This window comes from Alphaproteobacteria bacterium HT1-32, assembly GCA_009649675.1.
Classification (GTDB): domain Bacteria; phylum Pseudomonadota; class Alphaproteobacteria; order Rhodospirillales; family HT1-32; genus HT1-32.
The window spans coordinates 773,504-799,823 of sequence record WJPL01000002.1 but is presented as its reverse complement, the minus strand read 5'-3'; the positions used below and the strand labels follow the sequence as shown (position 1 = coordinate 799,823).

The following is a 26,320-nucleotide window of genomic DNA, read 5'->3' as shown; positions in this document are numbered from 1 at the left end:
CTACATGCTGCACTTGTTGTCAGCCATATAGTCATGGACCTTCAGATCGCCGGCGATAATGGCCGCTGATGCTTTTTCTACCGCGGCCTTCATGTCAGCCGAGATCAGCTTCTCGTTATGTTCATCAAGCGCCCAGCCCACACCGTTATCGGCAAGACCGAGAACCTTGATGCCCGGCTCAAACGTGCCATCCATCGCAGACTTGAAGGTTTCATAGGCGGCCACATCAACCCGCTTCAGCATGGAGGTCAGCATGGTGCCCGGCTGCAGATGGTTCTGGTTGGAATCAACGCCGATTGCGAATTTGCCGTTATCCTTGGCGGCCTGCAGAACACCAATCCCGGTGCTGCCGGCTGCGGCATAGACAACGTCAGCCCCGCGGTCGAACTGGCTTTTGGCAAGCTCGGCACCCTTGGTCGGGTTGTTCCAGGCGGCGGGAGTGGAACCGGTCATGTTTTCAAAGACTTCCGCATCAGCCTTCGCATGTTTTGCGCCTTGCGCATAACCACAGGCGAATTTCCGGATCAGCGGAATATCCATGCCGCCGACAAAACCAACCTTGCCGGTTTTTGAAGCCATTGCCGCGAGAATACCGACAAGGAACGAGCCTTCATGTTCCTTGAAGACAATGGACTGAACATTGGGCAGCTCGACCACGGCATCGATGATCGCGAATTTCACTTCCGGAAATTCCTTTGCGACCTTTTCAATTGCGGACGCCTGAGCAAAACCGACACCAAGTACGATATCGGAACCGCGTTGGGCCATACGGCGAATCGCCTGTTCGCGCTGCGACGGATTCGTGACCTCGAATTCCCGGTACTTGATACCTGTCTCCTTGGCGAACTTCTCAACACCGTTGAAGACACCTTCATTGAAGGATTTGTCGAACTTTCCACCCATATCGAAAACGACAGCAGGCTGAATGTCCGCCGCCTGTGCAGTCGAAATCGAAAGGAATGCGGCTGCGGCCGCAACGCTGATCAGGCGTATCATGATGTCTGTCCCTGGTTAAATTGTCCCCTCAAGGGATTTGAGTTTATCGGTTGTCCTGCGTCTGACAATCCCGAAGGACAGGCTACTCATCTCCAGCCGTGGCATAAACCGCTTTTCCGCCACGTCACAGGTTTGTGCGGGCGACTGTTTTGTTGCGGGATCTTCCCGTCAGGTTCAAACTATCCGGAGCTATAACCCGATATTTCGATATCACCGTTCGCAACCGACAAACTGGGATGTAAAACCATGAAAACCGGGGTCTTTCTTGCAACAGCAGCCGCCTGCGCCCTGACAGCAGGCAGTGCGCTGGCCGACTATTCCATTACCATCCTGCATACCAACGATTTTCACAGCCGGGTTGAGCCGATCAACAAGTATGATTCTGGCTGCAAGGCAGAAGACAATGACGCCGGAAAGTGTTTTGGCGGATATGCCCGTCTCGTAAATGCCATCCGCGCCGCCCGTGCCGCTTCACCAAACAGCCTGCTGGTTGACGGTGGTGACCAGTTTCAGGGCTCGCTTTTCTATACCTACTATAAAGGCAAGGTCGCAGCCGAGATGATGAATGCCCTCGGTTATGACGCGATGACTGTCGGCAACCACGAATTCGATGACGGCCCGGAAGTGCTGCGCGGATTTATGGATGCGGTGAAATTTCCGGTTCTTATGGCAAATGCCGACATTACGCAGGAGCCGACGCTCGCCGGAGTTCTGATGCCGGCAAAGATCGTTGAGAAGAACGGCCAGAAAATCGGCCTGATCGGTGTCACACCAGAAGATACAGGCGAACTCGCCTCACCCGGACCGAATGTAAAATTCGGCGATCCCGTACCTGCCGTTCAGCGCGAAGTGGATGCCATGAAGGCTGCCGGGGTGAACAAGATCATCCTGCTCTCGCATTCCGGCTATACCATTGACCTGTGGATCGCCTCCAAGGTTTCCGGTGTCGACGTCATCGTCGGCGGCCACAGCAACACTTTCCTGTCGAACGCCTCCGACAAGGCAGATGGCCCCTATCCGACATGGCGTAACGGACCTGACGGCGGCAAGGTAGCCATCGTTCAGGCCTATGCGTTCGGCAAATATCTCGGCATGCTGAATGTCAGCTTCAACGATGCCGGTGAAATCACCAGTGCTGCCGGTGAGCCGGTTGTGGTTGATGGCAAGATTGCCGAAGACTCCAGCCTGAAGTCCCGGATTGCCGAGCTGGCCAAACCGCTTGATGAAATCCGCAACAAGGTTATCGGCAGCTCAGCAGCCCCCATTGACGGTGACCGGAAGTCCTGTCGCGCCGGGGTTTGTGAAATGGGCGTTCTGATTGCTGATGCCATTCTCGAACGGACCAGATCACAGGGCGTTACCATTGCCATCACCAACGGCGGCGGCATTCGCTCCTCCATTGATGCCGGTGAAGTGACAATGGGCGAAGTCCTCACGGTGCTGCCCTTCCAGAACACCCTGTCGACATTCCGTCTCAAGGGTAAGGACATTGTCGCGGCCCTCGAAGCTGCTGTCAGTCAGGTAGAAGAAGGCAAAGGCCGGTTCCCGCAGGTCGCCGGTCTCAAATTCACCTGGACCCGCAGCGTCCCCGCAAATCAGGGTCGTGTGAAGGAAGTTCTGGTCATGAAGGACGGTGCCTGGAGCGCCATTGATCCGGAAGCGACCTACAGCGTTGTCTCCAACAACTATATTCGTGGTGGCGGTGACGGCTATGTCGCCTTTGCCGAAAACGCGATTGATCCTTACGACTTCGGTCCGGACCTGGCTGATGTCGTTGCCGATTATGTGGCGAAATCCGGCGACTACAAGCCGTACAAGGATGACCGTATTACCGAAAACTAAGCCGGTCTCACCCGCTCCGGAGACTTTCCGGGGCGGGTGTTTTTCCTGAATCGCAGAACCGATGCTGGCTGACATCACAGCTTGCCGAAGCTGACGGTCCGGCGTATGCCGCAGATATGAGCTCTGCCTCCCCCGCCCTTCGTTTATCACTGTTCTATGGTGCCTTCTTCTGGCTGATCGGCACAAACCTGCCCTACTGGCCGGTCTGGCTGGAAAGCCGCGGGCTTGGAGCAGCCGAAATCGGGCTGGTCGCGGCGGCCGCCTTCTGGACCCGCATCTTCATCGCCCCGACAATCGCCTTATGGGCTGACCGTACCGGGCGCCGGCGCACACCACTGATTATTCTCTCTATCACAGTCACCTGCGGTTATGGCCTGTTGTCCGTTACGGACGGCTATTTTCAGATATTGCTGCTGTATGGCTTCATCGGGTCACTGATGAACGCTGCCATGCCGCTGACCGACAGCCTGACCATACTGGCGCAACGTCAGACCGCGCTGGATTATGGCCGGGTCCGCCTGTGGGGCTCGATCACCTTTATTCTGGCCTCTTTTGCCGGCGGGTCCATTCTGGCGTCGGCCGGGCCGGACGGCATTCTCTACAGCATCATGGCTGGTGGTGTACTGCTCTGTATCATTGGCTTTCTGCTCCCCAGCATCCGCACAACTCCGGCAACGCGATCCTTTGCAGCAATAGGGGAACTGATCCGGCGACCGGCATTTCTGGCATTTGTTGCAGCCTCTGCAACGCTGCAATCCACCCATGCCGTCCTCTACGGTTTTGCCACCCTGCATTGGCGCAAGGCAGGCATTGATGATCAGATCATTGGTCTGCTCTGGGCCGAAGGCGTCATAGCCGAGGTGCTGCTGTTCGCTGTCGCCGGGAAGTATCTGACGCGCCTCAGCCCGTCGACCATGCTGCTGATCGCGGGCCTGGCCGGGGTCATCCGGTGGACCACCATAGGCACGACAACTGATCTCGGTGCACTGGCCGCTGTCCAGCTATTGCATGCCTTTACATTCGGGGCGACGCATCTCGGCATGATCCGGTTCATGTCTGCTGCGATTCCCGACCGGATGTCAGCAACAGCCCAAAGCCTCTACGACTCTCTCGCGATGGGGGTTGTCTTTGGCAGCCTGATGATGGTCTCCGGCCTGATGTACGACCGTTTCCAGGGGCAGGCATTCATTGCGATGGCCGTGGCTTCCGGCTTCGGCATCGTTCTTACTCTGGTTTTCCGCAAATTATGGTCGGGAGGTCGGGTTCTCGACTGAAACAGGGCCTCCCGTCGCCAACTGACAAGGAAACGTCAGCCGGTCGACATACGGTTTTACTGTCGGGCAATATTTCTGAGATCGGCATGTGACAAAGCAATCCTCGCATGCTGATATTCAGCATCACTTCAGACGTCCGGGACCCCTGCATCCATGACACGATATTCCGCCTGGTCGGTATTCCGTAACGCCCTGACAAAACAGGAAGACTGGGACCGGGCCTGGCGCGATCCCGAACCGAAACCTGCCTATGATGTAATTATCATCGGCGGCGGCGGCCATGGCCTTGCAACTGCCTACTACCTGGCCCGCAATCATGGCATCACCAATGTTGCGGTGCTTGAGAAAGGCTGGCTCGGTGGTGGAAACACCGGCAGGAACACCACCATCGTCCGATCAAATTACATGCTGAATGCGAACGGACATTTCTATGAACATTCCCTGAAATTATGGGAGGGTCTCAGCCAGGATCTCAATTACAACGTGATGTTCAGCCAGCGTGGCGTTCTCAACATCGCGCATTCCAGTTCCCAGATGGAAAGCTACAGCCGGCGCGGCAATGCGATGCTGCTGAACGGAATTGATTCCGAACTGCTGAGCCGCGATGAGGTGCAGAAATTTGTCCCGGACCTCAACTATTCCAGCAATGCCCGGTTTCCGATCTATGGCGGATTGCTGCAGCGCCGGGGCGGCACCGCGCGTCATGATGCGGTGGCCTGGGGGCTTGCCCGGGGCGCCGACATGCGGGGGGTCGATATCATCCAGAACTGCGAGGTTACCGGTATCCTGCGCGATGGCGATAAGGTAACGGGTGTGGAAACCAGCCGGGGGACCATTCGGGCACCGAAGATCGGGGTTGCTGTTGCGGGGAACACCGGCCGGATTACCGAAATGGTGGGCATGCGTGTTCCCATCGAGAGCCACCTGCTTCAGGCCATCGTCAGCGAACCGCTGAAACCCTTTATCGACACCGTCGTGACCTTCGGCGTCGGCCATTTCTATATCAGCCAGTCCGACAAGGGCGGGCTGGTTCTGGGTGGCGATCTGGATGGCTATAACAGCTATGCCCAGCGTGGCAATTTGCCGACAATTGAACATGTCATGGCCTGCGGGGTCGCCATGTATCCAGCTCTGAGCCGGATCCGGATGCTGCGGCACTGGGGTGGCGTCATGGACATGTCGATGGATGGCAGTCCGATCATCGGAAAGACACCCATCAAGGGCTTCTACCTGAACTGCGGCTGGTGCTATGGCGGGTTCAAGGCGACACCGGGTTCAGGGCATGTGTTCGCCCATACAATTGCCAACGACGCCCCTCACCCGTTCAACGAGGACATGACGCTGGAACGCTTCTCATCCGGTGCAGTTATTGATGAGCGCGGTGCTGGTCCGACGCCTAATGCGCATTAGGAGAACAGGGAAATGATCCGTCTGACATGCCCGCATTGTGGCGAACGCGATTTCACCGAATTTTCCTTTCGTGCGGAAGCGACTGTCACCCGCCCCGGTCAGGATGAAACCTCAGCGGAAGTCTGGATGGACTATCTGTACAACCGGGAAAATCCACGCGGTGCCTACTGGGAATACTGGCAGCACAGTGCCGCCTGCCGTGTCTGGTTCAAGGTCCTGCGCGACACCATGACCCATGAAATTCTGGATACTGCCACAGCAACCAGTGATGTAAGGCATGGACATCTGGCCAGCGGGTCACCTGTTCCGGGGAAACAATCATGACGGAGGCAGCCGTTCGCCGGGTCAGTTCCGGCGTCACCCAGCCCCGGCGTCTGCCACTGGAGAGTGAAGTCGATCAGTCACGGCTTTTACATTTCACCTTCGACGGCAAGCGACTGACGGGGCATCCCGGTGACACGCTGGCCTCTGCCCTGCTGGCGAACGGCACGGGGCTGGTTGGACGCAGCTTCAAATATCATCGTCCCAGAGGTATTTTCTCAGCGGGATCGGAAGAGCCGAATGCACTGGTGCAGTTACGCGACGGTAACCGCCAGGAACCGAACACCCGCGCCACTATGGTCGAACTGTTCGACGGCCTGACAGCAACCAGCCAGAATCGCTGGCCCTCGCTGGCCCTCGACATTCAGGGGCTCAACGGACTGATCGCCCCCTTCATCCCTTCCGGCTTTTACTACAAAACCTTCATGTGGCCACGTAGCTGGTGGACCGGTGTTTATGAGAAGATCATCCGCCGTGCTGCCGGAATGGGCATCGCCACCCGTGAGGCCGATCCGGATCGCTATGAGAAGATGCATGCCCATTGCGACCTTCTGGTCGTCGGTGCAGGTCCGGCTGGTCTGGCCGCAGCCCTGACCGCAGCTGAATCTGGCGCACGGGTTATCATCTGTGATGAGGGCAATGCGCTGGGCGGTGCACTTCGCCGGGAGCAAGATTATCTGGATAATGAGCCGGCGCTGAACTGGGTTGGGGTTGCCGCTTCCCGGCTCGCGGCATCACCGGATGTTCGTATTCTGACCCGCACATCCGCCTTCGGATATTACGATCATAACACACTGGGCCTGATCGAGCAGGTGGCTGACCACCTACCCGTTCCGCCCGAATGGATGCCACGACAGCGGCTCTGGACCGTTCGTGCGAGAAAGGTGATTCTGGCGACCGGTGCAACTGAACGCCCGCTGGTCTTCCCCGGTAATGACAGGCCCGGCATCATGCTCGGATCTGCGGTTCGCACCTACATCAACCGCTTCGCCATTCAGCCCGCAAAACGCGCCGTTATCTTCACCAACAATGACGATGGTTATCGCACGGCAGAGGATCTGCGGCGGGCGGGCGTGACGGTCGTTGCAATCATTGATCCGCGCAATGCCCCCGGCGAGGCAGCTCTGGCACAGGCCGGACTGGCCCCGATATACCGCAACAGCGTTATTGTTGAGACCGGTGGCGCCCGCGCACTGAGCCATGTCGATGTTCAGAATATCCGCGATGACGGCAGCCTGGCTGGCAAGGCAGAACGCTTGAGTTGTGATCTGCTGGCTATCAGCGGAGGCTGGACACCGAATGTTCACCTGGCCAGCCAGTCCGGGGGCCGTATGCGGTATGATTCCGCACTGACCACGTTCGTTCCGGACAGTTCGAAACAGCAGGAAACCTCTGTTGGGGCGGCGGCGGGGCTGTTTGATCTGCGTGACTGCCTGTCTTCTGGCGCCGGGGCGGCCCGTGATGCACTTGAAGACCTGGGTCAGGTAGCCGTCGCCGTCAGTCTTCCCGATGCACCATCACGACCAGCCAACCCGCTGATGCCGCTTTGGGAGGTTCCACGGGCCACGCACAGTCGCTCCAAAGCCTTCGTCGATCATCAGGATGATGTGACGGCAGATGATATCCGTCTTGCCCACCGGGAAGGTTTTATCTCGGTCGAACATCTCAAACGCTACACCACCCTTGGCATGGGAACGGATCAGGGCAAGACATCAAACGTCAATGGTCTCGCCATCATGGCCGCGGCACGCGGGCTGGACATACCGGATGTCGGCACGACAACCTTTCGGCCGCCAGTGACTCCCGTTGCCTTCGGTGCCTTTGCCGGAGAGGAGACTGGTCTGCATTTCATGCCCGTCCGCCGCACCCCGCTGCATGACTGGCATATCAGTAATGGCGGCGACATGGTGGAGGTTGGCCTGTGGATGCGGCCAAGATGGTATCCGCAAGCAGGAGAGACCACACGGCAGGCGCATCAGCGGGAGACCCGCCATGTCCGCCAGAAAGTCGGCCTCAATGATGTATCGACGCTGGGCAAGATTGATATTCAGGGACCGGATGCTGCGGAATTGCTCAACCGTGTTTATGTGAACGGCTGGAAAACATTGCCGGTGGGGAAAGCCCGATACGGGCTGATGCTGCGTGAGGACGGTTTCGTCTTCGATGATGGCACGACATCCCGCCTCGGTGAAAACCGGTATCTGATGACCACGACCACGGCCAACGCAGTTGCGGTGATGCAGCATCTTGAGTTTCATCTGCAGGCCGTCTGGCCAGAGCTTGATGTACAGGTCACATCTGTCACCGATCAGTTTGCCGGAATGGCCCTTGCCGGCCCCCTCTCCCGCAAGGTGCTGGAAGTGGCAGCTGACATCGCCATGGATAATGACAGCTTCCCCTATCTCGGGGTCCGGGAAGCCCATATCGCCGGTATTGCCGTTCGTATATTCCGCATCAGTTTTTCCGGCGAACTGGCCTATGAAATCCTCTGCGAGGCAGATCACGGCGTAACCGTCTGGGAAGCCCTGATGGCCGCTGGTGAACCGCATAACATCATTGCTTACGGCACCGAGGCCCTTGCCAATTTACGAATTGAGAAAGGCCATGTCGCCGGTGCCGAACTGGATGGCCGAACCACCCCTGATGATCTGGGCATGGGGCGCATGGTGTCCTCAAAGAAAGACTTCATCGGACGCCATATGCTGCAACGCCCTGCCCTGCAGCGCCCTGACAGGGAAAAGCTGGTCGGTCTGGTGCCGGTTGACGGAAAAACACCGGTCTCCGGCGGCAGCCATCTGGTTGAAAACCCAAACCTGCCGGTACCCGTTCCGACAATTGGCTGGGTCTCATCAAGTTGCCACAGCCCAAATCTGGGCCATCCCATAGCACTTGCTTTGATTCAGGGGGGCATGGTGCGGGAAGGTCAGATTCTTTATTCGATGTCCCCGCTACAGAAGAAAGTTGTCAGGGTTCGTGTTGTTCATCCCGACTTCATTGACCCGGAAGGATCGCGTCTTGATGTCTGATACTGCGTCATCCCGCCTGTCTCCTTTTACCGGTCATCTGCCTTCCGGCCGGACAGGTCGTCCAGACGGACAGCCCGGACTGATCGTCACTCCGCGGTCGGGGTTGCAGATTGTCCAGGTCGCAGGCCAGCCGAGACAGCTAAATGATCTGGCAAAATCCATTGCTGTGGGGATGCAGATCGCCCCCCCACTGGATGCAAATATGACGAGCCGGGAACCCGGGCTTGCCGCCATCTGGAGTGGCCCCTGCAGATGGCTGTTCGTCGCAGACCAGAATGGCCCCTCTGACCTCAGCCGTCAGCTTACAGATTTGCTGGCTGACAAACCGGTGGCCGTCACCGGTCTCAGTCATGCCCGTGCCGTAATGAACATTTCCGGACCGAATGTCCGGGATGTGCTCTCAAAAGGATGCGGTCTGGATTTCCATCCCGACCGTTTCACCCCCGACCAGTCTGCCCAGACATCCATCGCACATGCCGCTGTCCTGATAGATTGCTGCGAAACTGACCAGTTTGACCTGTATGTCTCACGAAGTTATGCCGCTTTCTTCGCCGAATGGCTCATCAATGCCGGTCGTGAATATGGTGTCGACGTATCGGAGAACTGAAAATGACGCCAGTCATTCGTGATGCAACGCCGGAAGATGCAGCACAGATCGCTGCGATCTATGCCCCGGTTGTCCGGGATACCGTGATCTCGTTCGAGACATCGCCGCCAGCAGATACCGAGATCGCGCGACGGATCACTGAAACCCTGAAAACCTATCCCTGGCTGGTAGCGGCCAGTGGCGACATCATTACCGGTTATGCCTATGCCAGCCAGCATCGTACACGGGCGGCCTATCGCTGGTCTGTCGATGTCACGGTCTATATGCATCCCGATTTCCACAGGCGCGGCATTGCATCAGAACTGTATCAACGCCTGTTCGCAATCCTGGCCGGGCAGAATTATCACGCAGCCTTCGCTGGGATTACCCTGCCCAATGCCGGAAGTGTTGGCCTGCATGAATCACTGGGATTCGAGCCGGTTGGAATCTACAGGGAAGTCGGCTTCAAAATGGGCGGCTGGCGGGATGTCGGCTGGTGGCGCAAGCCACTTCAGACATCCCGCACAGGCAATGAAGAGCCCATTCCCTACCCGGCACTCAGAAGTGTCTGACGCTTACCAGTAAGAGACCGCGTTGGAATACAGCCCGGTCAGGGACTCCAGATCAATCGGCTTCGGCGAGTTGTTGATCGCCGGCTGATGCAGGCACATTTTCGCCAGTTCGGGTGCCCGCTCGCGTGTCATGCCGACACCGCCAATACCATTCGGCATGCCCGTCTGCTGCATCATCCAGATCAGGCGCTTGGCGATCACTTCGCCGGCGTCTTCGCAGCCCGCACCACGAATATCAGCACCCAGCCATTCTGCGGCTGACAGATGCCGTTCCGGACAGGCGTCAGCGGTGAACCGGAACACCGACGGTGCGTTGATGATGACTGCCATGCCGTGCGGCACGATCTTGTGGGTATCGGCATATCCGGAGGCATGATACTCGCAGTTCAGTGCCGAAACCGGGTAAGACATTGCATGTGGTGCATGGGTGCCGGTATTGGCGAAGGCAATCCCGGCAAGGGTCGCCGCCCAGCTGATATTGTCGCGGGCTTCGATGTCACGGGCGTCTGCCACAGCACGAACCGCATATTCACCCGCAAGCTTCAGGGCTTCCCGTCCGATAATATCGCTGAACAGATTGGCCCCCTGCGTCGTCGGTCGAAGTGTTGGACGATCAGGTGCCGGGCGTACCGTATGTGGTCGTGCCGTAAAAGCTTCCAGCGCATGACTGATCAGGTCAAAGGCACTGCAGGCGATGACAGTCGTCGGCAGGCTGTAGGTACAGGTCGGGTCGACAATCGCCTCGGTCGGCAGCATCTGGCGGTGCACGACCGGCAGTTTGAAGTCGAGCCCCTGTACATAAACAACAGAGATTGGTGTCGTCTCTGATCCGGTACCGGCTGTCGTCGGGCAGGCAATATGCGGCGGCAAGGGGCCGGGCAATGTCGCACCGCCACCCAGCGGCTTGATGACATAGGTCATGAAATCAACGGGATACACACCATAGGCAATCGCCGCTTTTGCCGTATCCATGACAGAACCGCCGCCAACGGAGACAAAGCCATCGAAATTGCCTTCCTCAACCCATTTCGCCGCCTTCATGACGGAAACCGAATCCGGTTCCACAAGAATTTCGTCATAGACATCGACATCCAGTCCGGCTTTCCGGATCGACTCCAGTGCACGTGTTACCGGCTCCAGTGCCTTCAGCCTGGGGTCTGTGAACAGTCCGATGCGGGTCATGCCGAGTGCTTTGGCACGGTCTCCAAGCTCGGACATCACGCCACGGCCAAAGGTAATCCGCGACATATCAATGGTAAAACCGGCATCGCCGCTGGCGGTTTCGATATAGTGATGACAACAGGCCATGATCTCTCCCGGAGGTTTGTTTATCGTTTTGCGAATGATACCCCCATTCTCGCCGGGCAAAAACCGTTGCCTGAATTTATTGAATCCGTGTTCAACTGCGATATCGGAACGGGAGGCTGAATGTCGATAAAGCCGGGAAAACTGCTCGCACCTGTGCTGTCAGGAATGCTGGTACTTGCGCTGGCCCTTGCCATGCAGGCCAACCTTGGCCCCCTGACGACCGTGCGCAATCTTGTGTTCGACAGCTTTCAGCAATGGAAACCCCGAACCGCACTGGACGTACCGGTTCGCATTGTTGATGTCGATAATGACAGCCTGACAAAAATCGGCCAGTGGCCCTGGCCACGCACGATACTGGCCAGTCTGGTGCAACAACTGACTGGCCTCGGTGCCACCGCGATCGTTTTCGACGTGGTCTTCGCCGAACCGGACCGAACCTCCCCCGCCTCCGCTCTGTCCTACTGGAATGCAGGGTCTGAAGCACAACGCCTGCTGGGTGAACTGCCCGACCATGATCTGTTGTTTGCCGAAGCCATTGCCAATTCACCAGCGGTGATGGGAGTTGCGTTCGGAGACAGCGGCAAGACAACCCGTCCTCCGGCAAAAAAATCCGGCATCGCCTTCGGCGGGGACAACCCGCGTGAAAGCCTGCCTTCCTACAGCACGGTCGTCGCCAATCTTCCGATACTGGAAGAGGCAGCATCCGGTGTCGGAAACTTCAATTTCATCCCCGACACTGATGGCATTGTCCGGCGCGCGCCCCTGTTCGTGACAATGGGTGAAGAGATTTACCCGTCTATTGTCGCCGAGGCATTGCGGGTGGCACAGAATGCCGACAGCTATATCATCAAAAGTACCGGTGCCAGCCAGGAGTATGGTGCCGGCGGTTCAACTGCCATCGCCAGCGTTCGTATCGCCGATGTCGTCATCCCGACCGATGCAAACGGTGCCATGCGGCTTTATATGGCGCCCCACCATTCGTCCCGATATGTCCCGGCATCGACCGTCCTCGACAATTCAGTCTCTCCGGAGCTGATCGATGGCCATATCGTTCTGGTCGGCACCTCGGCCTCGGGCCTGCTCGATATTCGTTTCAGCCCGCTCGGCCAGCCGGTCGCTGGCGTTGAACTGCATGCACAGGCCCTCGAACAGATCATCACCCGTCAGATCATTACCCATCAGCCGGAAGCCGCTGAACTGGCCGGGCAACAATTTCTGTCCCGTCCGGACTGGTCGCCAGGCGCGGAAACGCTGGGCATGCTGTTGCTGTCGATCTGTCTTATTGTTTTCATGCTGCGATTTGCTGCCCTGCCCTCGGCGATCGCTGCCCTGCTTGCCATCGGCACCGCCGCCGGCGGTGCCTTCTGGGCCTTTTCCACACAGGGGCTGTTGTTCGACCCGGTCCTGCCGTCGCTGGGTCTGCTGCTCACCTATCTGACGTTCTCGATCCTGCGGCATATTCAGGCTGAACGGGACCGGCAATGGATCAAGACAGCCTTTGCCAGCTATATCTCCCCCAGTATCGTCGAGCAGCTGGTCAGCAATCCCGATCAGTTGAAACTTGGTGGCGAGCGTCGTGAAATGACCTTTCTGTTCACCGACCTCGCAGGCTTCACCCCGCTGGTGGAAAGCACCTCCCCTGAAAAGCTCATTCCCTTGCTGAACGAATATCTGAACGGCGTGACAAGGATCGGCTTCGATCATCAGGGGACACTGGACAAAATCGTCGGGGATGCGACGACCTTTTACTGGAATGCCCCGACTGACCAGCCGGACCATGCCGCCCGCGCCATCCGCTGTGCGCTCGACATCGACGCATTTTCAGAAACGTTTCGACGTGACAAGAATGCGATTGGCGTCCCCATCGGCATCACCCGGATTGGCGTGAATACAGGCAGTGTCATTATCGGCAATATGGGCGGTGATGCGATTTTTGACTATTCCGCGCATGGTGATGCCATCAACACGGCGGCCCGTATGGAAAGCGTCAACAAACAGCTTGGCACACGAATCTGCATCGCTGGCAACACCACATCTCAGATGGCTGACTTTACCGGTCGCCCCGTCGGAGACCTCGTGTTGAAAGGACGCTCTGAGGCTGAGAGCTGTTTCGAGCCGCTGACGGAGAAACTGGACAGGTCAGAGCATATCGCCGCCTACCGGCATGCCTACGAACTGATGGAACAGCTCGACCCCGGAGCACTGAACGCCTTTCGGGAATTGCTGCAAATCTGGCCGGAAGACAGCCTCGCAAAATTTCACCGGGATCGCCTTGCCCGCGGCGAACAGGGTATTCGCGTCGTCTTTGATGCGAAATAAATGGCTAGAATTCAAACCGCTTTGATAACAATGCCTGTCCGCGCCAGTTACGGTAGTCATAGGTCACCAGATTTGATTTCTGGCTATAAGCTTCACCGGTAAGATTAAGCACCCATCCGCCAAACGCTGTTCTTGTCAGCCGTGATGACGGGATATCCGGGAAGATATAGTCACCGATCATCGTGGAAACCGGCATCCCGTAAGTCAGACGGTATCGTGTCACCTGATCCTTCCGGCGTTCGGCACTGACCGCTTCATCCGGGCCTGAATAGAGCCGCTTTTCGAAGGAGAGTGAGTTCAGCACATAATGCCCGCCCCCCAGAAGCAGCGTATGGGCAAGTTCCGCCTCGCCAGAGACATACTGATAGAAAACACGGCGGGCGCGTTTGAACTTCTGATGATAGGACAGGGATAACCTGTTCGACGGATTGATCACGTAATCCAGCCCGATTTCATAATCGTGACTGTGACCACTACGCAGCACGGCGGAACTGCTTTCCGAGATGCCGTTGAATTTTTCGTTGGTGTAGCGTCCATCGACATTAAGCGTCAGATCGCCGTCAATCGGCACCGACAATGCCCCGGCCACCCCCCATCCTCTGAAATATCGTTCACGCGACAGAAAGGTCGATTGCGTGAAGGCTGTCGGCGTGAAGGTAAATCGGGGGAAATTCAGCTCCAGTCCGCCTTCTGCGGAAAGTGACTGGGTGTTAAAGGTTTCCTGCGTTGCCTGTTCCGAAATGTAGTGGCTGGCTGATCCGATGATCTGATGCTTGTCCTGAAGCCCGAGATCATAGCGCATGCTGATTGACGCAACACCGAGCAGGCCAAAGTCATCGTGATCTTTATCCGCTTCTGCAAGATCACCCAGAGCCCCCACAACCAGTTGCTGTCCGGTCTTGCTGCCTGCGGTCTTGTTGTCATCAAAATACCCGCCGAATGTCACGCCCAGCACAAACCGCAACCGCTGTCGGCGCAACGCAATCTCCGACAGAAACCCGTCAACTTCAGCGGCAACTTCCGATGGCAATTCCATTGCCTGCAACGCCCGCAATTCCCGCTCTGCCTCGTCGGTGTTATCCAGGCGATACAGAACAATCGCGTAATACAGCCGGATCTGGGGCTGGTCCGGATTGATGAGCAAGATACGCTCCAGCGTGGCGGAAGCGCCTTTCAGTTCGCCGCGGGCGATCTGGGTTTTTGCATAACGCAGGTTAAGTTCGAGATTGTCCGGGTCTTTCAGAATGTCCTGAAAGGTAACATCATCTGCAACCGGCAGCTTCCGGGCATCTTCTGCCGCCTTTTCGCGCCGCCGCCGTTCTTCCTCATCATCCTGATCCGGAATGTCCCGGTCGTTGACCGTCTGAGCAGACACCAGACCCGACGGCGTAAGCAGCAAAGCAGACAACAGGGCAGCAAAGCAGACCTGAAGGGCTGCGTTCAGGCATCCACGTTCGATCATTTATGTTTCTGCATCCGAACCGGCTCCCCGTTACCGAAAAGCTATAGTCCGAAGTGCCGCAACTCGCAACAAACCTGCGAGTCGCAATCAGGGGGCCGGCCCTGGCTGGCGCGTCGCGGTGCCGCTTCCGCTATCCGTTTGTATTGGTCCAACAGTGTCGGAAATTGAAACCTCATGTGTAAATTTTTTCGCAACAATTCCACCGAGATTACTAAGTGTCGCTTTTACGGTCACCTGGCAGGCTCCCGCACCGGAGGCACAGTCAACGGTGCTCGGGCCGCCGGAATCAGATCCAAAATTGGCCAGTCCATTTGGCAATTCATCGAATGACTGGGCAGAAAGCATCTCAACGGCAGTACCGATATCAGCATGCAGGGAGTTGATAATAACCCGGGAGTTTCCTCCGCCGGCATGACGCGCACCGAAATCAAGCTCCGCAATGAAGCGGTATGTCCCTCCCGATGACAATGGCACCGTCTGGTCGAAATGGAACTTTCCGGACTGGATGGTATTCAGATCACTGATCGAAGACACTCCGTCCTGAACATGGATCTGCTGAACAATCTGCTGACCGGCAGCGGCCTGGCTGCTCACTTTTTTCTGTGCGACCTGCATCCCCGACAAACCGACAATTCCCGCCGCCTGTGACTGACCACTGAATCCGGCACCGGATGACGCAGATCCCTGCTGACGAACCGGAGCCGCCTGATTTGTCTGTCTGTTTTCGGCTGATGACGTTGTCTGGTTTTGCCGGTCTGCCTGACTGGCCGGGGATGCGCCGTTATTTCCGGGGTTATCTGCCAGCCCCGCAGCATCAGGTCGGGCGATCGATGTTGTCAGTGCGGAAATACGTTCCGGCGGTATCTGTACCGGTGCTGTCGGCGCCTCCGCCCCTCCTATTGATGTCCCAAAACCTGGCCGGGTGACAACCACACTGCCTTTTTCATTCGAAACCTCAATCCGGCCGATCCTCTCCGCTGTATTGGTTTCCACTCCCGGACCCAGCAACACAACATCCGCGCCACTGGCGGTGACTTCGCCTGCAACAATCGTCCCGCGGATACCGATCGTACCGAACGGCGTCTTCACCTTCATATCTTCCGGTCGGTTCGCCGCAACCTTGCCTGTCACGAACCGGAACACGCCTCGCGCAACCGTGGCGGAGACACGTCCCGCCCCCGTTTCCGGATCATAGACGAACTCGTCGATTGTCAGCTGACTGCCCGGACCTATCGTGAAGATGGTCTCATCAAGCAACAGTATCTGCATCCCTGACGAAGGGCCTGATAGAATTCGGTCGGTCAGAAAGATCGGCTCGCCACTGGTTATCTGGCGCCCGACAACTTCCGGCAGACGGGTCAATTGCACGTCACCACGAACAGCAGCGGAAACACCAGCCTGCTCGGCTGCTGTAGCCGAAAAGGGGGCTGACCAAACCAGAGCGCAAATAGCAACCATGGTTGCAGCCGAACGAAAGGAATATGTCTGTTTCATAGCTGAACAGTACAGCAATCTGCCGACCATGCTGTGAAGTGGTTCACTTTGTATCCTGATGACGCCGACGACCCCACCAGACAGTAATGCGGCGTCGTTGTCGTCGCAACCATGCCGAGTCTTTCGACAGGACGACAACCCCCAGAGGAAACATCCAGAATCCAACAATCGGGAGAAAACCGACAACCCCGCCGGCACAGAGCGCAACCCCCATTATCCGCCGGCCGGTTCTGGATCGGGGAATTGGAATACCGGCGATTTTGTGATGCCCAGACATGATGTCCTCAGAAAAACGAAAACCCGCCTGATTAAGGCGGGTTTTCGGTAGTCTAACGCAGGCCCAGCGGGCCGCGCATGAACTTCGTCAGGCGGCCCAGCCGCCTTCACGCCATGCGGCGGTTTCCTTGCAAGACTTGCAGATCCGTTCGCCGTAATGCAGCGACTGAAATTCGCTGCTGCACATCAGGCACCGACGAGCCTTCGGCTTGATCTGTGCTTCGTTAACCGGCTTCTTGTTTGATTCGTTCCGAGCGGACGACGCCATTCGGCCCTCCGAGTAGTTGCGTACAGTGATGTTCGAATGCGTTGGTTTACACTAATCTTATTTTCGTGTGAACTAAAAATTTCAAGAACCTGTCATGTTCTCACCGCATAGCATGACATTTTGTCATCTCATGACAGGTTTCAAGGCTTAAGCCCCGGAATTAACCAAGAAAATCAAAAATGCTGCCTCGTTTTTTGGCAATATATTGCTGATGATAATCTTCAGCTTCCCAAAATGTTGACGCGGTTTCAATTTTCGTCGCAACAGGACGCCGCAGTCGTCCGGAGGCATTCAGTGCGGTGATTGCCTTCTCTGCCGCCCTCCTCTGAGCCTCATCATGAGGAAAAATTGCAGACCGGTACTGGGTGCCGATATCCGGCCCCTGACGGTCCATCTGCGTCGGGTCATGTGCACTCCAGAAGGTTTCCAGCAGTTCCTCATAACTGACCTGCTCCGGATCATACTCGACATCAACAGCCTCCGCATGCCCGGTCCGACCGGTACAGACCTCCTCATAGGTCGGAGAGTTGCTGGTGCCACCGGTATATCCTGCACGGGTCGCAGTTACTCCCGGAGTGGTCCGGAACGTCTCTTCAATGCCCCAGAAGCAACCCGCAGCAAATGTTGCTCTAGCCATACCTTTACCCTATCCTGTTTATCACAGACAGCAGGTATGCAACTGTCGTTCAGCGTCAAGACGGGCGGTAATGCAGTAACTAAATCGTGCGCTGTCTGGAACAGAAAGGAGCTCATCATGAGCGAACAAATCAAGGTTTTCTGGCAGCCTGCCTGAAGCAGCTGCATGAGACTCAAAGAGTTTCTCTCGATCCGTGGGATTGAGTTCGAATCGATTAATATACGGGAAGATGCAGACGGCCTGGCCGAGCTCCAGAGACTGGGAGCCCGTTCAATTCCGGTTGTCTCAAAGGGTGATCGCTTCACCTTTGCGCAAGTTATCTCTGACGTTGTGGAATTTCTCGAACTGGACGAAGAAACCGGACCGGAACTGGACCCGCAGGAACTCATGGACCGCATGAATCTGTTCATGACTTCGGCACAGCGTTTTGTCCGGCAAATGCCACAGGGTAACGTCGAAGACATGCTACCGGGCCGACCACGCTCCTATCGCATGCTGATGCATCATATCTTCCAGATTCCCCGCGCTTTTCTCGATATCTTCGAAGAAGGCGAGTTCAAGTACGAGAATACGGTGATCATGCCGCCGGATGATATGACAACCCCGGAGAGTATTGCCCGGTTTGGCGAACAAATTCAGGCACAGGTCAATGAATGGTGGGCAACACATCCTGATAAGGCTTGTGAGGAAACCGTCAAAACCTATTACGGTCAGCATAAGCTGCATGATGTTCTGGAACGTACGACCTGGCATTCCGGTCAGCATATCCGTCAGTTGATGTCCCTGCTGGAACAGCTCGGTGTCACCCCTGACAATCCGCTGACAATGGAAGACTACAAGGGGCTTCCGGTTCCAACGAACGTCTGGGACGGGTAACCCGCACAACTCCGGGCCGGCAGATCACCTTCAGTTCAGGGTGGTCTGCCGGTCCGTTACTTTTGGGGTAACCGGAAGAGTAAAGCTGATTGTCGTCCCTTTGCCGATCTCACTGTTAACCTCCAGCGCCCCCTCACTGGCTTTCAGCAGTTCCGTAACAATCGACAACCCAAGCCCGGTTCCCTGAGTGTCTTCTGTTGCGGCACTCCGGATATAAGGTGTGTGGGAATGGATGAACGGCTGGCCAATCGCCCTGATCATTTCCTCTGGCATCCCCTGGCCGTTATCCTCGACCGTAAAGCGAACCTTTTCACCATCTGCGGTCAGATGAGCAGACAATGTAACCAGCAGGTTCCTGCCACCATGACGGATGGCATTGTTGACCAGGTTAAGCAGTATCTGACGAAAAGCCCGTTTGTCAGCAAAGACGGCCAGCGCCGTATCTCCGATTTCTGTCTTCACAGTGGTCGATTGCCGTTCAGCGGTTACCATCAGTGACTTCACGACATCACCGGCAACCGGCGCAATCAGGAAGATTTCCGGTTCCAGTTCAAGATGACCAGCCTCAATTTTCGCCAGATCAAGCACGTCATCAACAAGACTGTTCAGATGCTGGCTGCTAAACCGGATATCCCCAAGATACTCGATCAGCTTCGCCTGATCAGTGCGCAAACTGTCAACAACCATCAGCATCTCGGAAATTCCCGAAATCGCGTTCAGAGGAGTTCTCAGTTCATGGCTCATGGATGCCAGGAAGTCTGATTTCGTGCGGTTGGCCTGTTCCGCATCTTCCACGGCTTTGGCAAGCTCTGCCGTCCTCTCGCGCACCCGTTCTTCCAGCCTGTCACGGGCCTCCGTCAGCTTTGCTTCACCAAGCTGCTCGATCTCCTGCATTCTGTTAAAGGCTTCGATCAGCGTGCCGATTTCATCTTTAGCTTCCCAGTCAACCCGAACCCGTTCATGCCCCCGCCGGGGATTATTGACCGCAGCAGCGAGATTCCGGATCGGCGTGACAATCGTCCGCCGGTTGACGAAACCCGCAATACCGAGTCCCCCCAACAGCAACACCGCAGCAAAACCCATTTCCAGAATGGTGCTGCGCCGGAGCTCATCAATTAACTCGACATTCGTGTAGGTGACATTCAGCTTGCCAATAACCGCAGGCTTCTCGCCGGGCGTTGCCGCAATAGCGATGTCCCTCATAACGGATATCTGAGCGCTGCCGTCCGGATTCTCGCCGTCTTCAGCAAAGGCAAGGGTCGCCCCGAATTCATCTGTGACCGTCGCTCCGACGATCCCCTGTTCTGCGACGATAGCCTTCAGGATGACATCCAGACGATCATGATCAAGATGCCAGAGAGAATCAGCCAGTACATTGCTTTGTGCTGTCACGAAGTCATTAAAGCGCTCCATCTTGCGGGCTCCCTCGTTCTCGTACTTGAACCAGGCAAAGCCTGCGATAAAGACTGACGAGAACAGAAAGAATGCCAGCGAAAACAACAGTGAAAAACGACGCTGGATCGATGTGGTCGAGCGGTTGAACCGGGCAAACTGTTCAAGAACGCTCATACCCCGGCCTTTCCGGCATCAACGCGCGTCAAGGCGCGCCTGCAGATCACTCCAGACCATATTCTGATTCACCTTCTTAAGGCCGGCATTGAAAGATTTCATCAGAACCCGGCCGTAGGCATCATTACGGAGACACAGATGGAGCGAACGCTGTCCCATGACTTTCTCATCCAGGCGCAGCACGCCGCGATACTGGGCAAGGTCCGGATCCTCAGACATCAGGTATCTGAAAACCTCGCTGTCGATAAGTGCGATCTCAGTCTTCCCTTCTGCAAGTTTCAGAAGATTGGCCTTATCGTCATGCGCAGAAACCGTGCTAACCAGTCCATCCTGCACCAGTTCATCAAACTCCTTCGTATTTGCATAGCCGACTACAGTACCAACCTGATACTGACAGAGATCTTCCGGATTGTTCCAGGACACATCATTTGCCCTGCGTTCAGCGACCGCAAGCGTACTGATACCGATCACATCGGACTGTATAAAACCCGCATCCAGATCGCAGCCGGTCGACGGAAAAAAACCTATGGACCGGTTCGTCCCTGTTCTGGCGTAAGCAATCGCCCGTTTCCACGGCAGGGAAGCTGTCTTTACAGGGTGCCCGTTTCCGGCCGCAAATGCCCGGCTGACGATCTCATTCGTCCCGCCACCAAAGGGCAGGTTTTCACCAACGAACGGGGGCCAGTTGCGTGAGGCCAGAACCAGTTCATCCTCAGGGTTGGAATATTTTGCAAGCAATGCCGCAAATCGTCCGGTTTCCTTGAGCCGCGCAACGCCACGATCAAAACTCTCCAGGAACTCGCCGGAAAACCGGGACTTCTTCGAGACCAGCAGATGAAATGGAACGGAGGCATAAACCTTCGGCATCGCAATGATCCGGTCAGACAGCCCCAGCCGTTCGATAGAATACCGGGTGGTTCCGGAAACATGCAGGAAGATGTCCTGCCGTCCGGCATCTATCTGCTTCAGACAGCCATCAGTTTCCCGTGCGGTGTCGAAAATAATACGATTCGTGTCCATGAAGTCCTGAGACCAGCCATCCCCCAGCATGACACAATGCCGGAACAGGCGGTGAGACTCGATATCCTGTGACTTGCGCAAGGCGGAATGGGCCGCAGACCCAACTCGCAAAAACGCCCGGGTTTCCAGATAAAAAACCGCTTCTTTCGAGGCGTTGACATAGCCCAGACGTTCAGAGGACGGATAGGTTACAATAGCATCAAGCCGCCCGAGTTCGACTTCCCGCTGCGCCCGGGCCCACGGCAGTCCTGTAACCCGAATTCTCTGGCCCGTCGCTTCCTCAACCAGTTCCGAGATAAAATGGACGAGATCTCCAGAAACTCTGGCACCATCACCACTGGAATAGGGATTCCAGTCCGAATTGAAGACAACATTAACCTCGTCAGCTTCTGCTAACGAGGCTGAGGCCAGCAGAATGCACGCAGCCAACATTCCAGCCAGGCGATTCAAGATCATCTTCCCCCTGATATAAGACAGCATACCCCCCTGCGCTCGCACCAGAATAACCGAAATTTCAGCCGGGTAAATCTGCCCGACTGGAATTCTCCAACTGTCCACAACAGCGGTTACCGAAAAATCCTGCCGTTCAGTCTTTTCCGGCTTCCTGCAGTGCGCCCCACACCCGCATTGGTGTCAGCGGCATGTCGATATGCAGAACCCCCAGATCACGGGTTGCATCCATGGCGGCATTCACAACCGCGGCCATGGCACCGACACAACCCGCTTCCCCTGCACCCTTGACGCCGAGCGGGTTCTTCTTGGTTGGTGCATCTTCGTAATACTCGATCGCCATATCTGCGATATCGGAAGCCCGTGGCATGGCATAATCCATGAAGGATGCCGTCAGTAACTGGCCGTCATCGTCATAGATCATCGTTTCCAGCAATGCCTGACCGATCCCCTGAACAGTCCCCCCCATGACCTGTCCATCGGCCAGCATCGGGTTCACCACATTGCCAAAGTCATCAATGATCGCATAGCGGTCCAGTTTCACGACGCCCGTATCCGGATCCACTTCAACCTCGGCAATATGGCAGCCATTCGGAACCGTGATGGCACTTCGTTCAAAAATTTCTTCTGAATCGAGACCGTTCTCAAGACCATCCCCCCGGAATTCATCCTTCCGGGACAGACGAACGATCTCGTCAAAATTCAGAACCCGGTCAGTCCCGACAACACGGGCAACACCGTCTTCGAAGGTGACATCCTCAACCGAAGTCTCAAATTCCTGAGCCGCAATTCGCCGGGCCTTCGCAATCACCGTGTCGACCGCTTTCATTACGGCACTGCCGCCAACTTCCAGCCCCCGGGATCCGCCATGGCCACCACCGATCGGCGTTGCAGCAGTATCAGCCTGAACATAATCAATCCGGTCAAAGTCAAGCCCCAGACGCGCGGCAACAATCTGCGGCAGGGCCGTCTCATGCCCCATGCCGGTCGACTGGCTGCCAACGGACAGGGTGGCACGACCATCATCTTCGAACACAATCCGGGAAAACTCCTTCGGCCCGCCGCCTGAGCATTCCAGGTACAGACAGGTGCCAAAACCGCGACGCAATCCGCGGGCGGCAGAATCCTTCTTGCGCTGTTCATATCCCTTCTGGTCGATCAGCGTCAGGGCCTGTTCGTAGATAGCTGCGAAATCACCGGAATCCACATCCAGCCCCATCGGGGTCGTATGCGGGGTTTCAGCCCCCGTCAGGGCGTTTTTCCGGCGCAGTTCAATCGGATCCATCCCCAGCTTGTGAGCCGCATAGTCGATGACGCGTTCAATATGAAAACTTGCTTCCGGGCGTCCGGCCCCCCGGTATGGTGCCGTAGGCGACGTATTTGTAAACACGGCATAGGAATGGAAGTACATTGCCTCCATTCTGTATGGCCCGCCCTGTGTACGTGCGCTGCCTCCGGTTGGGGTGAACGGACCGTTTGAGGCCGCATAGGCGCCAATATTCCCCCAGGAACTGACCTTCAGAGCCTTGAAAACACCATCATTATTGATCGCAAGCTCGACCACACTGCGCTGATCGCGACCGTGGATGTCCGCAATGAATGTATCCGTACGGTCCTTGCGCCATTTGACAGGTCGTCCCAGTTTCTCCGATGCAAACAGGACAAGTACATGTTCCGGATAAATACCGTTCTTCGCGCCAAACCCACCGCCGACATCATAGGCGACATGACGTATTTTCTGAGGGTCTACGCCAAGAATTTTTGCAACCTGGTCCCGGTTCGCATGAATGTTTTGACTGGAATTATAGAGAACATAACTGTCAGTTTCTGCATCATAGGACCCAAGTGCGGCACGCGGTTCAATCGGTGCCGCCTGTACCCGGTTGGAATGCATTTCCAGTGAAATCACGTGATCGGCTGCTGCAAAGGCCGCATCGGTGGCAGCTTCATCACCTTTCTCGAAATCAAGGCAGATATTGTTGGGGATATCTTCCCACAATTGCAGTGCCCCGTCCTGAACCGCTTTTCGTGCATCGGTGATTGCCGGTAACGGGTCATAATCAACCATGACCAGTTCAGCGGCATCTCTCGCCTGTTCCCAGCTCTCGGCAACCACCATGGCAACAGAATCACCGACATACATAACCTTGTCGGAAACCAGGCAGGGTCGCCCCGGTGCGCGGATTTTTGATCCGTCTCGGCTTTCCTGAACGGCACTTACGATGGGTAGTGACGGATATTTAGCCGGATCCCAGTCCTTGCCGGTATAAATCGCAAGAACACCTTCGGCGGCCTCGGCCTCCGACGTATCAACAGACAGAATTCTGGCATGTGCGTAGGGCGAGTATACGACTACGGCATAGGCCTGATTATCCAGATTGATATCATCGACATATTTACCTGCCCCCGTCAGCAGACGCGGGTCTTCCTTTCGTCGTACGGGTTGGCCAATGCCGAACTTCTGGAAATTGTCGCCGTCCATGTCTGTTCCTGACTCTGATTAGGATATGTTTGATAGAAAACTTATGGTGGCTGAATGGTACGGACAACTTCTATTTCCGAACACTCACTTCTGCCATGCATCTTCCGGCGAGCCGGGAAACTCCGTTTCAGCCATATTCCAGGACATCGTGATTCTCGGCGCATTCCCGTGATAGGGGATAACAAAATGCACCAGTTCACTGGGGAAAATCAGCATGGTACCCGCCTTGAACCCCGGATAGGCCGGTGTGGTCATCCGGTTTTTTTCCTGCGAACAACAGGCTGGCATCCGCGGGTCAACAAAACAGAATTTTCCTGCCAGCAGATCATTTTCATCTTCGTCACCTTCAGCCAGACAATAGACCAGACTTGCGGCACATCGGCGATGGCTGTGCGGCATCACGAAGTCACCGGCACGATAGACATTACCCCAGCAATAATCGACGAAAGCGGCTTCTGTATTGAACAGTTTTCTGAATAAAGCCAAGGCTCTGGCATGAATCAAATCTGCTGCCGGATTACCCCAGTCCTGTACGTTATGAAACTTTGTGCCACCAATTGCCCGGGATTGTGGCGGCGTCTCCGCGCGCTTCTTTTCTTCCCATTCGACAAGCTGTTTCACCAGAACGTCGTTATAGTCCGCCGCATCGTGAAAAACCGCAGCAAAGACGTTGTCGGTAAACTTCCCGATCTTCTGCCCTTTCGGCCAGACATCAAACTTGCGCGGTCCAACCCATATCGCTTCTTCAGTCATTTCTATCCAACCAGATGTTGCCGGGGGAGCCTACTCGTCCATAATCGAAGGCTCAACCGCCGCAACGACATCCCGGAAAAATGACCTTGAACACGCCTGACACTATTGCTGCCGATCCCGAACAATTCCTCAAAGACCTGATGTCGATGTCGCTCGCCGATGTTCGGCCGGAAAACTGTGTGCCTGCTGCACTTCCCCCGCGCCCCAAAGGGCGTACTGTCGTGATTGGCGCAGGCAAAGCCTCAGCCGCAATGGCACAGGCCTTTGAGCGTGCCTGGGACGGGCCTCTCTCCGGGCTGGTGATAACCCGGTACGGTTTTGCCCTGCCCTGCGAACAGATTGAAATTGTTGAAGCCTCCCACCCGGTACCCGATGCCGCCGGACGGGATGCGACGGCCCGCATCATGGAACTGGCACAAACACTGGGACCGGATGACCTGTTGGTTGCCCTGATTTCCGGCGGTGGTTCTTCCCTGATGATTGCGCCCGTTGACGGTGTCAGCCTGGAAGACAAGCAGGAGGTGAACCGGCTGCTGCTGAAATCTGGCGCCGATATCACTGAAATGAATTGTGTCCGCAAACATCTGTCCGGTGTCAAAGGCGGACGACTGGCAGCCCTTGCCGCACCGGCACCACTGCATTGCCTGATGATTTCTGATGTCCCCGGCGACGATCCGGCTGTTATTGCCTCCGGACCAACCGTGCCTGACCCCACCACTCTCGCAGATGCACGGGACATTCTGCGACGCTATGAAATCAACCCGCCTGCATCGGTTACGCATGCGCTTGCGGACCCGGCAAATGAAACACCGAAGCCGGGTGATCCGGCCTTTGAGACCACCATCAACGAACTGGTCGCACGACCTCTGCAGATGCTTCAGACAGCCGAGGCAGAAGCCCGGCGGCAGGGTCTGAATGTCATCAACCTTGGTGACCGCCTTGAAGGTGAAGCCCGTGAAGTTGCAAAAGCGATGGCTGGCATCGCCCGCAGCATCCAGGAAAGTGGCATTCCCTGTGCTGCCCCGGCATTGCTGTTAAGTGGTGGCGAACTGACGGTCACAGTCCGGGGCAATGGTGCCGGCGGTCCCAATCAGGAGTTTTCGCTGGCGCTGGCCATGGCACTGGAAGGCCGTGCCGGCATCTATGGCATTTCCTGCGATACGGACGGCGTTGACGGCAACAATGATGTCGCCGGGGCCATCATCGGGCCCGACACTCTCTCCCGCGGGAAAGGTGCCGGCATGAGCGCGGACGATTACCTGAAATCCAACGATGCCGGGGGCTATTTTGGCGCGATCAAAGACCTTGTCGTCACCGGCCCTACCTATACCAACGTCAACGATTTCCGCGCTGTTCTGGTGCTCCCTGAAGGGAATTAA

General features: G+C 56.4%; 20 protein-coding genes. 10 read left to right on the top strand and 10 right to left on the bottom strand.

Translation table 11 applies throughout. The features are described 5' to 3' along the window. Complete coding sequence (locus GH722_15175; GenBank protein ID MRG73109.1) at window positions 1-996, bottom strand: BMP family ABC transporter substrate-binding protein; 996 nt, start codon at window positions 994-996, stop codon at window positions 1-3. A gap of 246 nt (window positions 997-1,242) precedes the next feature. Between GH722_15175 and GH722_15170 the strand changes: the two genes are divergently transcribed. The 7 genes from GH722_15170 to GH722_15140 all read left to right on the top strand — a co-directional run bounded on the left by GH722_15170 (window position 1,243) and on the right by GH722_15140 (window position 10,027). Then, the gene (locus tag GH722_15170; protein ID MRG73108.1) at window positions 1,243-2,838 is read left to right on the top strand and encodes a multifunctional 2',3'-cyclic-nucleotide 2'-phosphodiesterase/5'-nucleotidase/3'-nucleotidase; all 1,596 of its coding nucleotides are present in this window, start codon (window positions 1,243-1,245) and stop codon (window positions 2,836-2,838) included. Between the two features lie 116 nt (window positions 2,839-2,954). Then, complete coding sequence (locus tag GH722_15165) at window positions 2,955-4,112, top strand: MFS transporter (GenBank protein ID MRG73107.1); 1,158 nt, start codon at window positions 2,955-2,957, stop codon at window positions 4,110-4,112. 153 nt (window positions 4,113-4,265) lie between these two features. Next, window positions 4,266-5,522 carry a sarcosine oxidase subunit beta family protein gene (locus GH722_15160; protein ID MRG73106.1) on the top strand — a complete coding sequence of 419 codons (1,257 nt, stop codon included), beginning with the start codon at window positions 4,266-4,268 and terminating at the stop codon, window positions 5,520-5,522. 12 nt (window positions 5,523-5,534) lie between these two features. Beyond that, window positions 5,535-5,846, top strand: a complete 312-nt coding sequence (locus GH722_15155) for a sarcosine oxidase subunit delta (protein ID MRG73105.1) — start codon at window positions 5,535-5,537, stop codon at window positions 5,844-5,846. Beyond that, window positions 5,843-8,869, top strand: coding sequence for a sarcosine oxidase subunit alpha family protein (locus tag GH722_15150; GenBank protein ID MRG73104.1), 3,027 nt, complete (start codon window positions 5,843-5,845; stop codon window positions 8,867-8,869). Before GH722_15155 ends, GH722_15150 begins: the two co-directional genes overlap by 4 nt. Further along, window positions 8,862-9,476: a hypothetical protein gene (locus tag GH722_15145; protein MRG73103.1), complete on the top strand. Its 615-nt coding sequence runs from the start codon at window positions 8,862-8,864 to the stop codon at window positions 9,474-9,476. The genes GH722_15150 and GH722_15145 overlap by 8 nt, the downstream gene beginning before the upstream one ends. Window positions 9,477-9,478: 2 nt before the next feature. Beyond that, entirely contained in the window at window positions 9,479-10,027 is a 549-nt protein-coding gene (locus tag GH722_15140; protein ID MRG73102.1) for a GNAT family N-acetyltransferase, read from the top strand. A gap of 3 nt (window positions 10,028-10,030) precedes the next feature. Here the strand turns inward: GH722_15140 and GH722_15135 are convergent, their stop codons facing one another. Then, window positions 10,031-11,335: an iron-containing alcohol dehydrogenase gene (locus GH722_15135; GenBank protein ID MRG73101.1), complete on the bottom strand. Its 1,305-nt coding sequence runs from the start codon at window positions 11,333-11,335 to the stop codon at window positions 10,031-10,033. A gap of 120 nt (window positions 11,336-11,455) precedes the next feature. On the opposite strand from GH722_15135, the gene GH722_15130 reads away from it, so the two are divergent. Beyond that, window positions 11,456-13,654: a CHASE2 domain-containing protein gene (locus tag GH722_15130; GenBank protein ID MRG73100.1), complete on the top strand. Its 2,199-nt coding sequence runs from the start codon at window positions 11,456-11,458 to the stop codon at window positions 13,652-13,654. Window positions 13,655-13,658: 4 nt separating this feature from the next. Here GH722_15130 and GH722_15125 read toward each other — a convergent pair whose 3' ends face one another. The 4 genes from GH722_15125 to msrA form a co-directional block, all read right to left on the bottom strand. Further along, window positions 13,659-15,116: a tetratricopeptide repeat protein gene (locus GH722_15125; protein MRG73099.1), complete on the bottom strand. Its 1,458-nt coding sequence runs from the start codon at window positions 15,114-15,116 to the stop codon at window positions 13,659-13,661. 87 nt (window positions 15,117-15,203) lie between these two features. Then, window positions 15,204-16,640, bottom strand: a complete 1,437-nt coding sequence (locus GH722_15120) for a hypothetical protein (GenBank protein ID MRG73098.1) — start codon at window positions 16,638-16,640, stop codon at window positions 15,204-15,206. A 334-nt stretch (window positions 16,641-16,974) separates the two neighbouring features. Next, on the bottom strand, window positions 16,975-17,154 hold the full coding sequence (locus GH722_15115; GenBank protein MRG73097.1) for a hypothetical protein: 180 nt from the start codon (window positions 17,152-17,154) through the stop codon (window positions 16,975-16,977). A 160-nt stretch (window positions 17,155-17,314) separates the two neighbouring features. After that, entirely contained in the window at window positions 17,315-17,791 is a 477-nt protein-coding gene (gene msrA, locus GH722_15110; GenBank protein ID MRG73096.1) for a peptide-methionine (S)-S-oxide reductase MsrA, read from the bottom strand. Between the two features lie 165 nt (window positions 17,792-17,956). Between msrA and GH722_15105 the strand changes: the two genes are divergently transcribed. Continuing rightward, on the top strand, window positions 17,957-18,667 hold the full coding sequence (locus tag GH722_15105) for an NrdH-redoxin (protein MRG73095.1): 711 nt from the start codon (window positions 17,957-17,959) through the stop codon (window positions 18,665-18,667). A 30-nt stretch (window positions 18,668-18,697) separates the two neighbouring features. Here the strand turns inward: GH722_15105 and GH722_15100 are convergent, their stop codons facing one another. The 4 genes from GH722_15100 to GH722_15085 form a co-directional block, all read right to left on the bottom strand. Further along, a complete protein-coding gene (locus GH722_15100) occupies window positions 18,698-20,236 on the bottom strand; it encodes a HAMP domain-containing protein (protein ID MRG73094.1) in 1,539 nt (512 codons plus the stop codon). Window positions 20,237-20,254: 18 nt separating this feature from the next. Beyond that, a complete protein-coding gene (locus GH722_15095) occupies window positions 20,255-21,685 on the bottom strand; it encodes a transporter substrate-binding domain-containing protein (GenBank protein MRG73093.1) in 1,431 nt (476 codons plus the stop codon). A 157-nt stretch (window positions 21,686-21,842) separates the two neighbouring features. Then, window positions 21,843-24,188 carry a molybdopterin-dependent oxidoreductase gene (locus GH722_15090; GenBank protein MRG73092.1) on the bottom strand — a complete coding sequence of 782 codons (2,346 nt, stop codon included), beginning with the start codon at window positions 24,186-24,188 and terminating at the stop codon, window positions 21,843-21,845. 84 nt (window positions 24,189-24,272) lie between these two features. Then, window positions 24,273-24,941, bottom strand: a complete 669-nt coding sequence (locus tag GH722_15085; GenBank protein MRG73091.1) for a hypothetical protein — start codon at window positions 24,939-24,941, stop codon at window positions 24,273-24,275. Between the two features lie 140 nt (window positions 24,942-25,081). Between GH722_15085 and GH722_15080 the strand changes: the two genes are divergently transcribed. Beyond that, window positions 25,082-26,320 (top strand): DUF4147 domain-containing protein, encoded by a 1,239-nt coding sequence (locus tag GH722_15080; GenBank protein MRG73090.1) that lies wholly within the window; start codon window positions 25,082-25,084, stop codon window positions 26,318-26,320.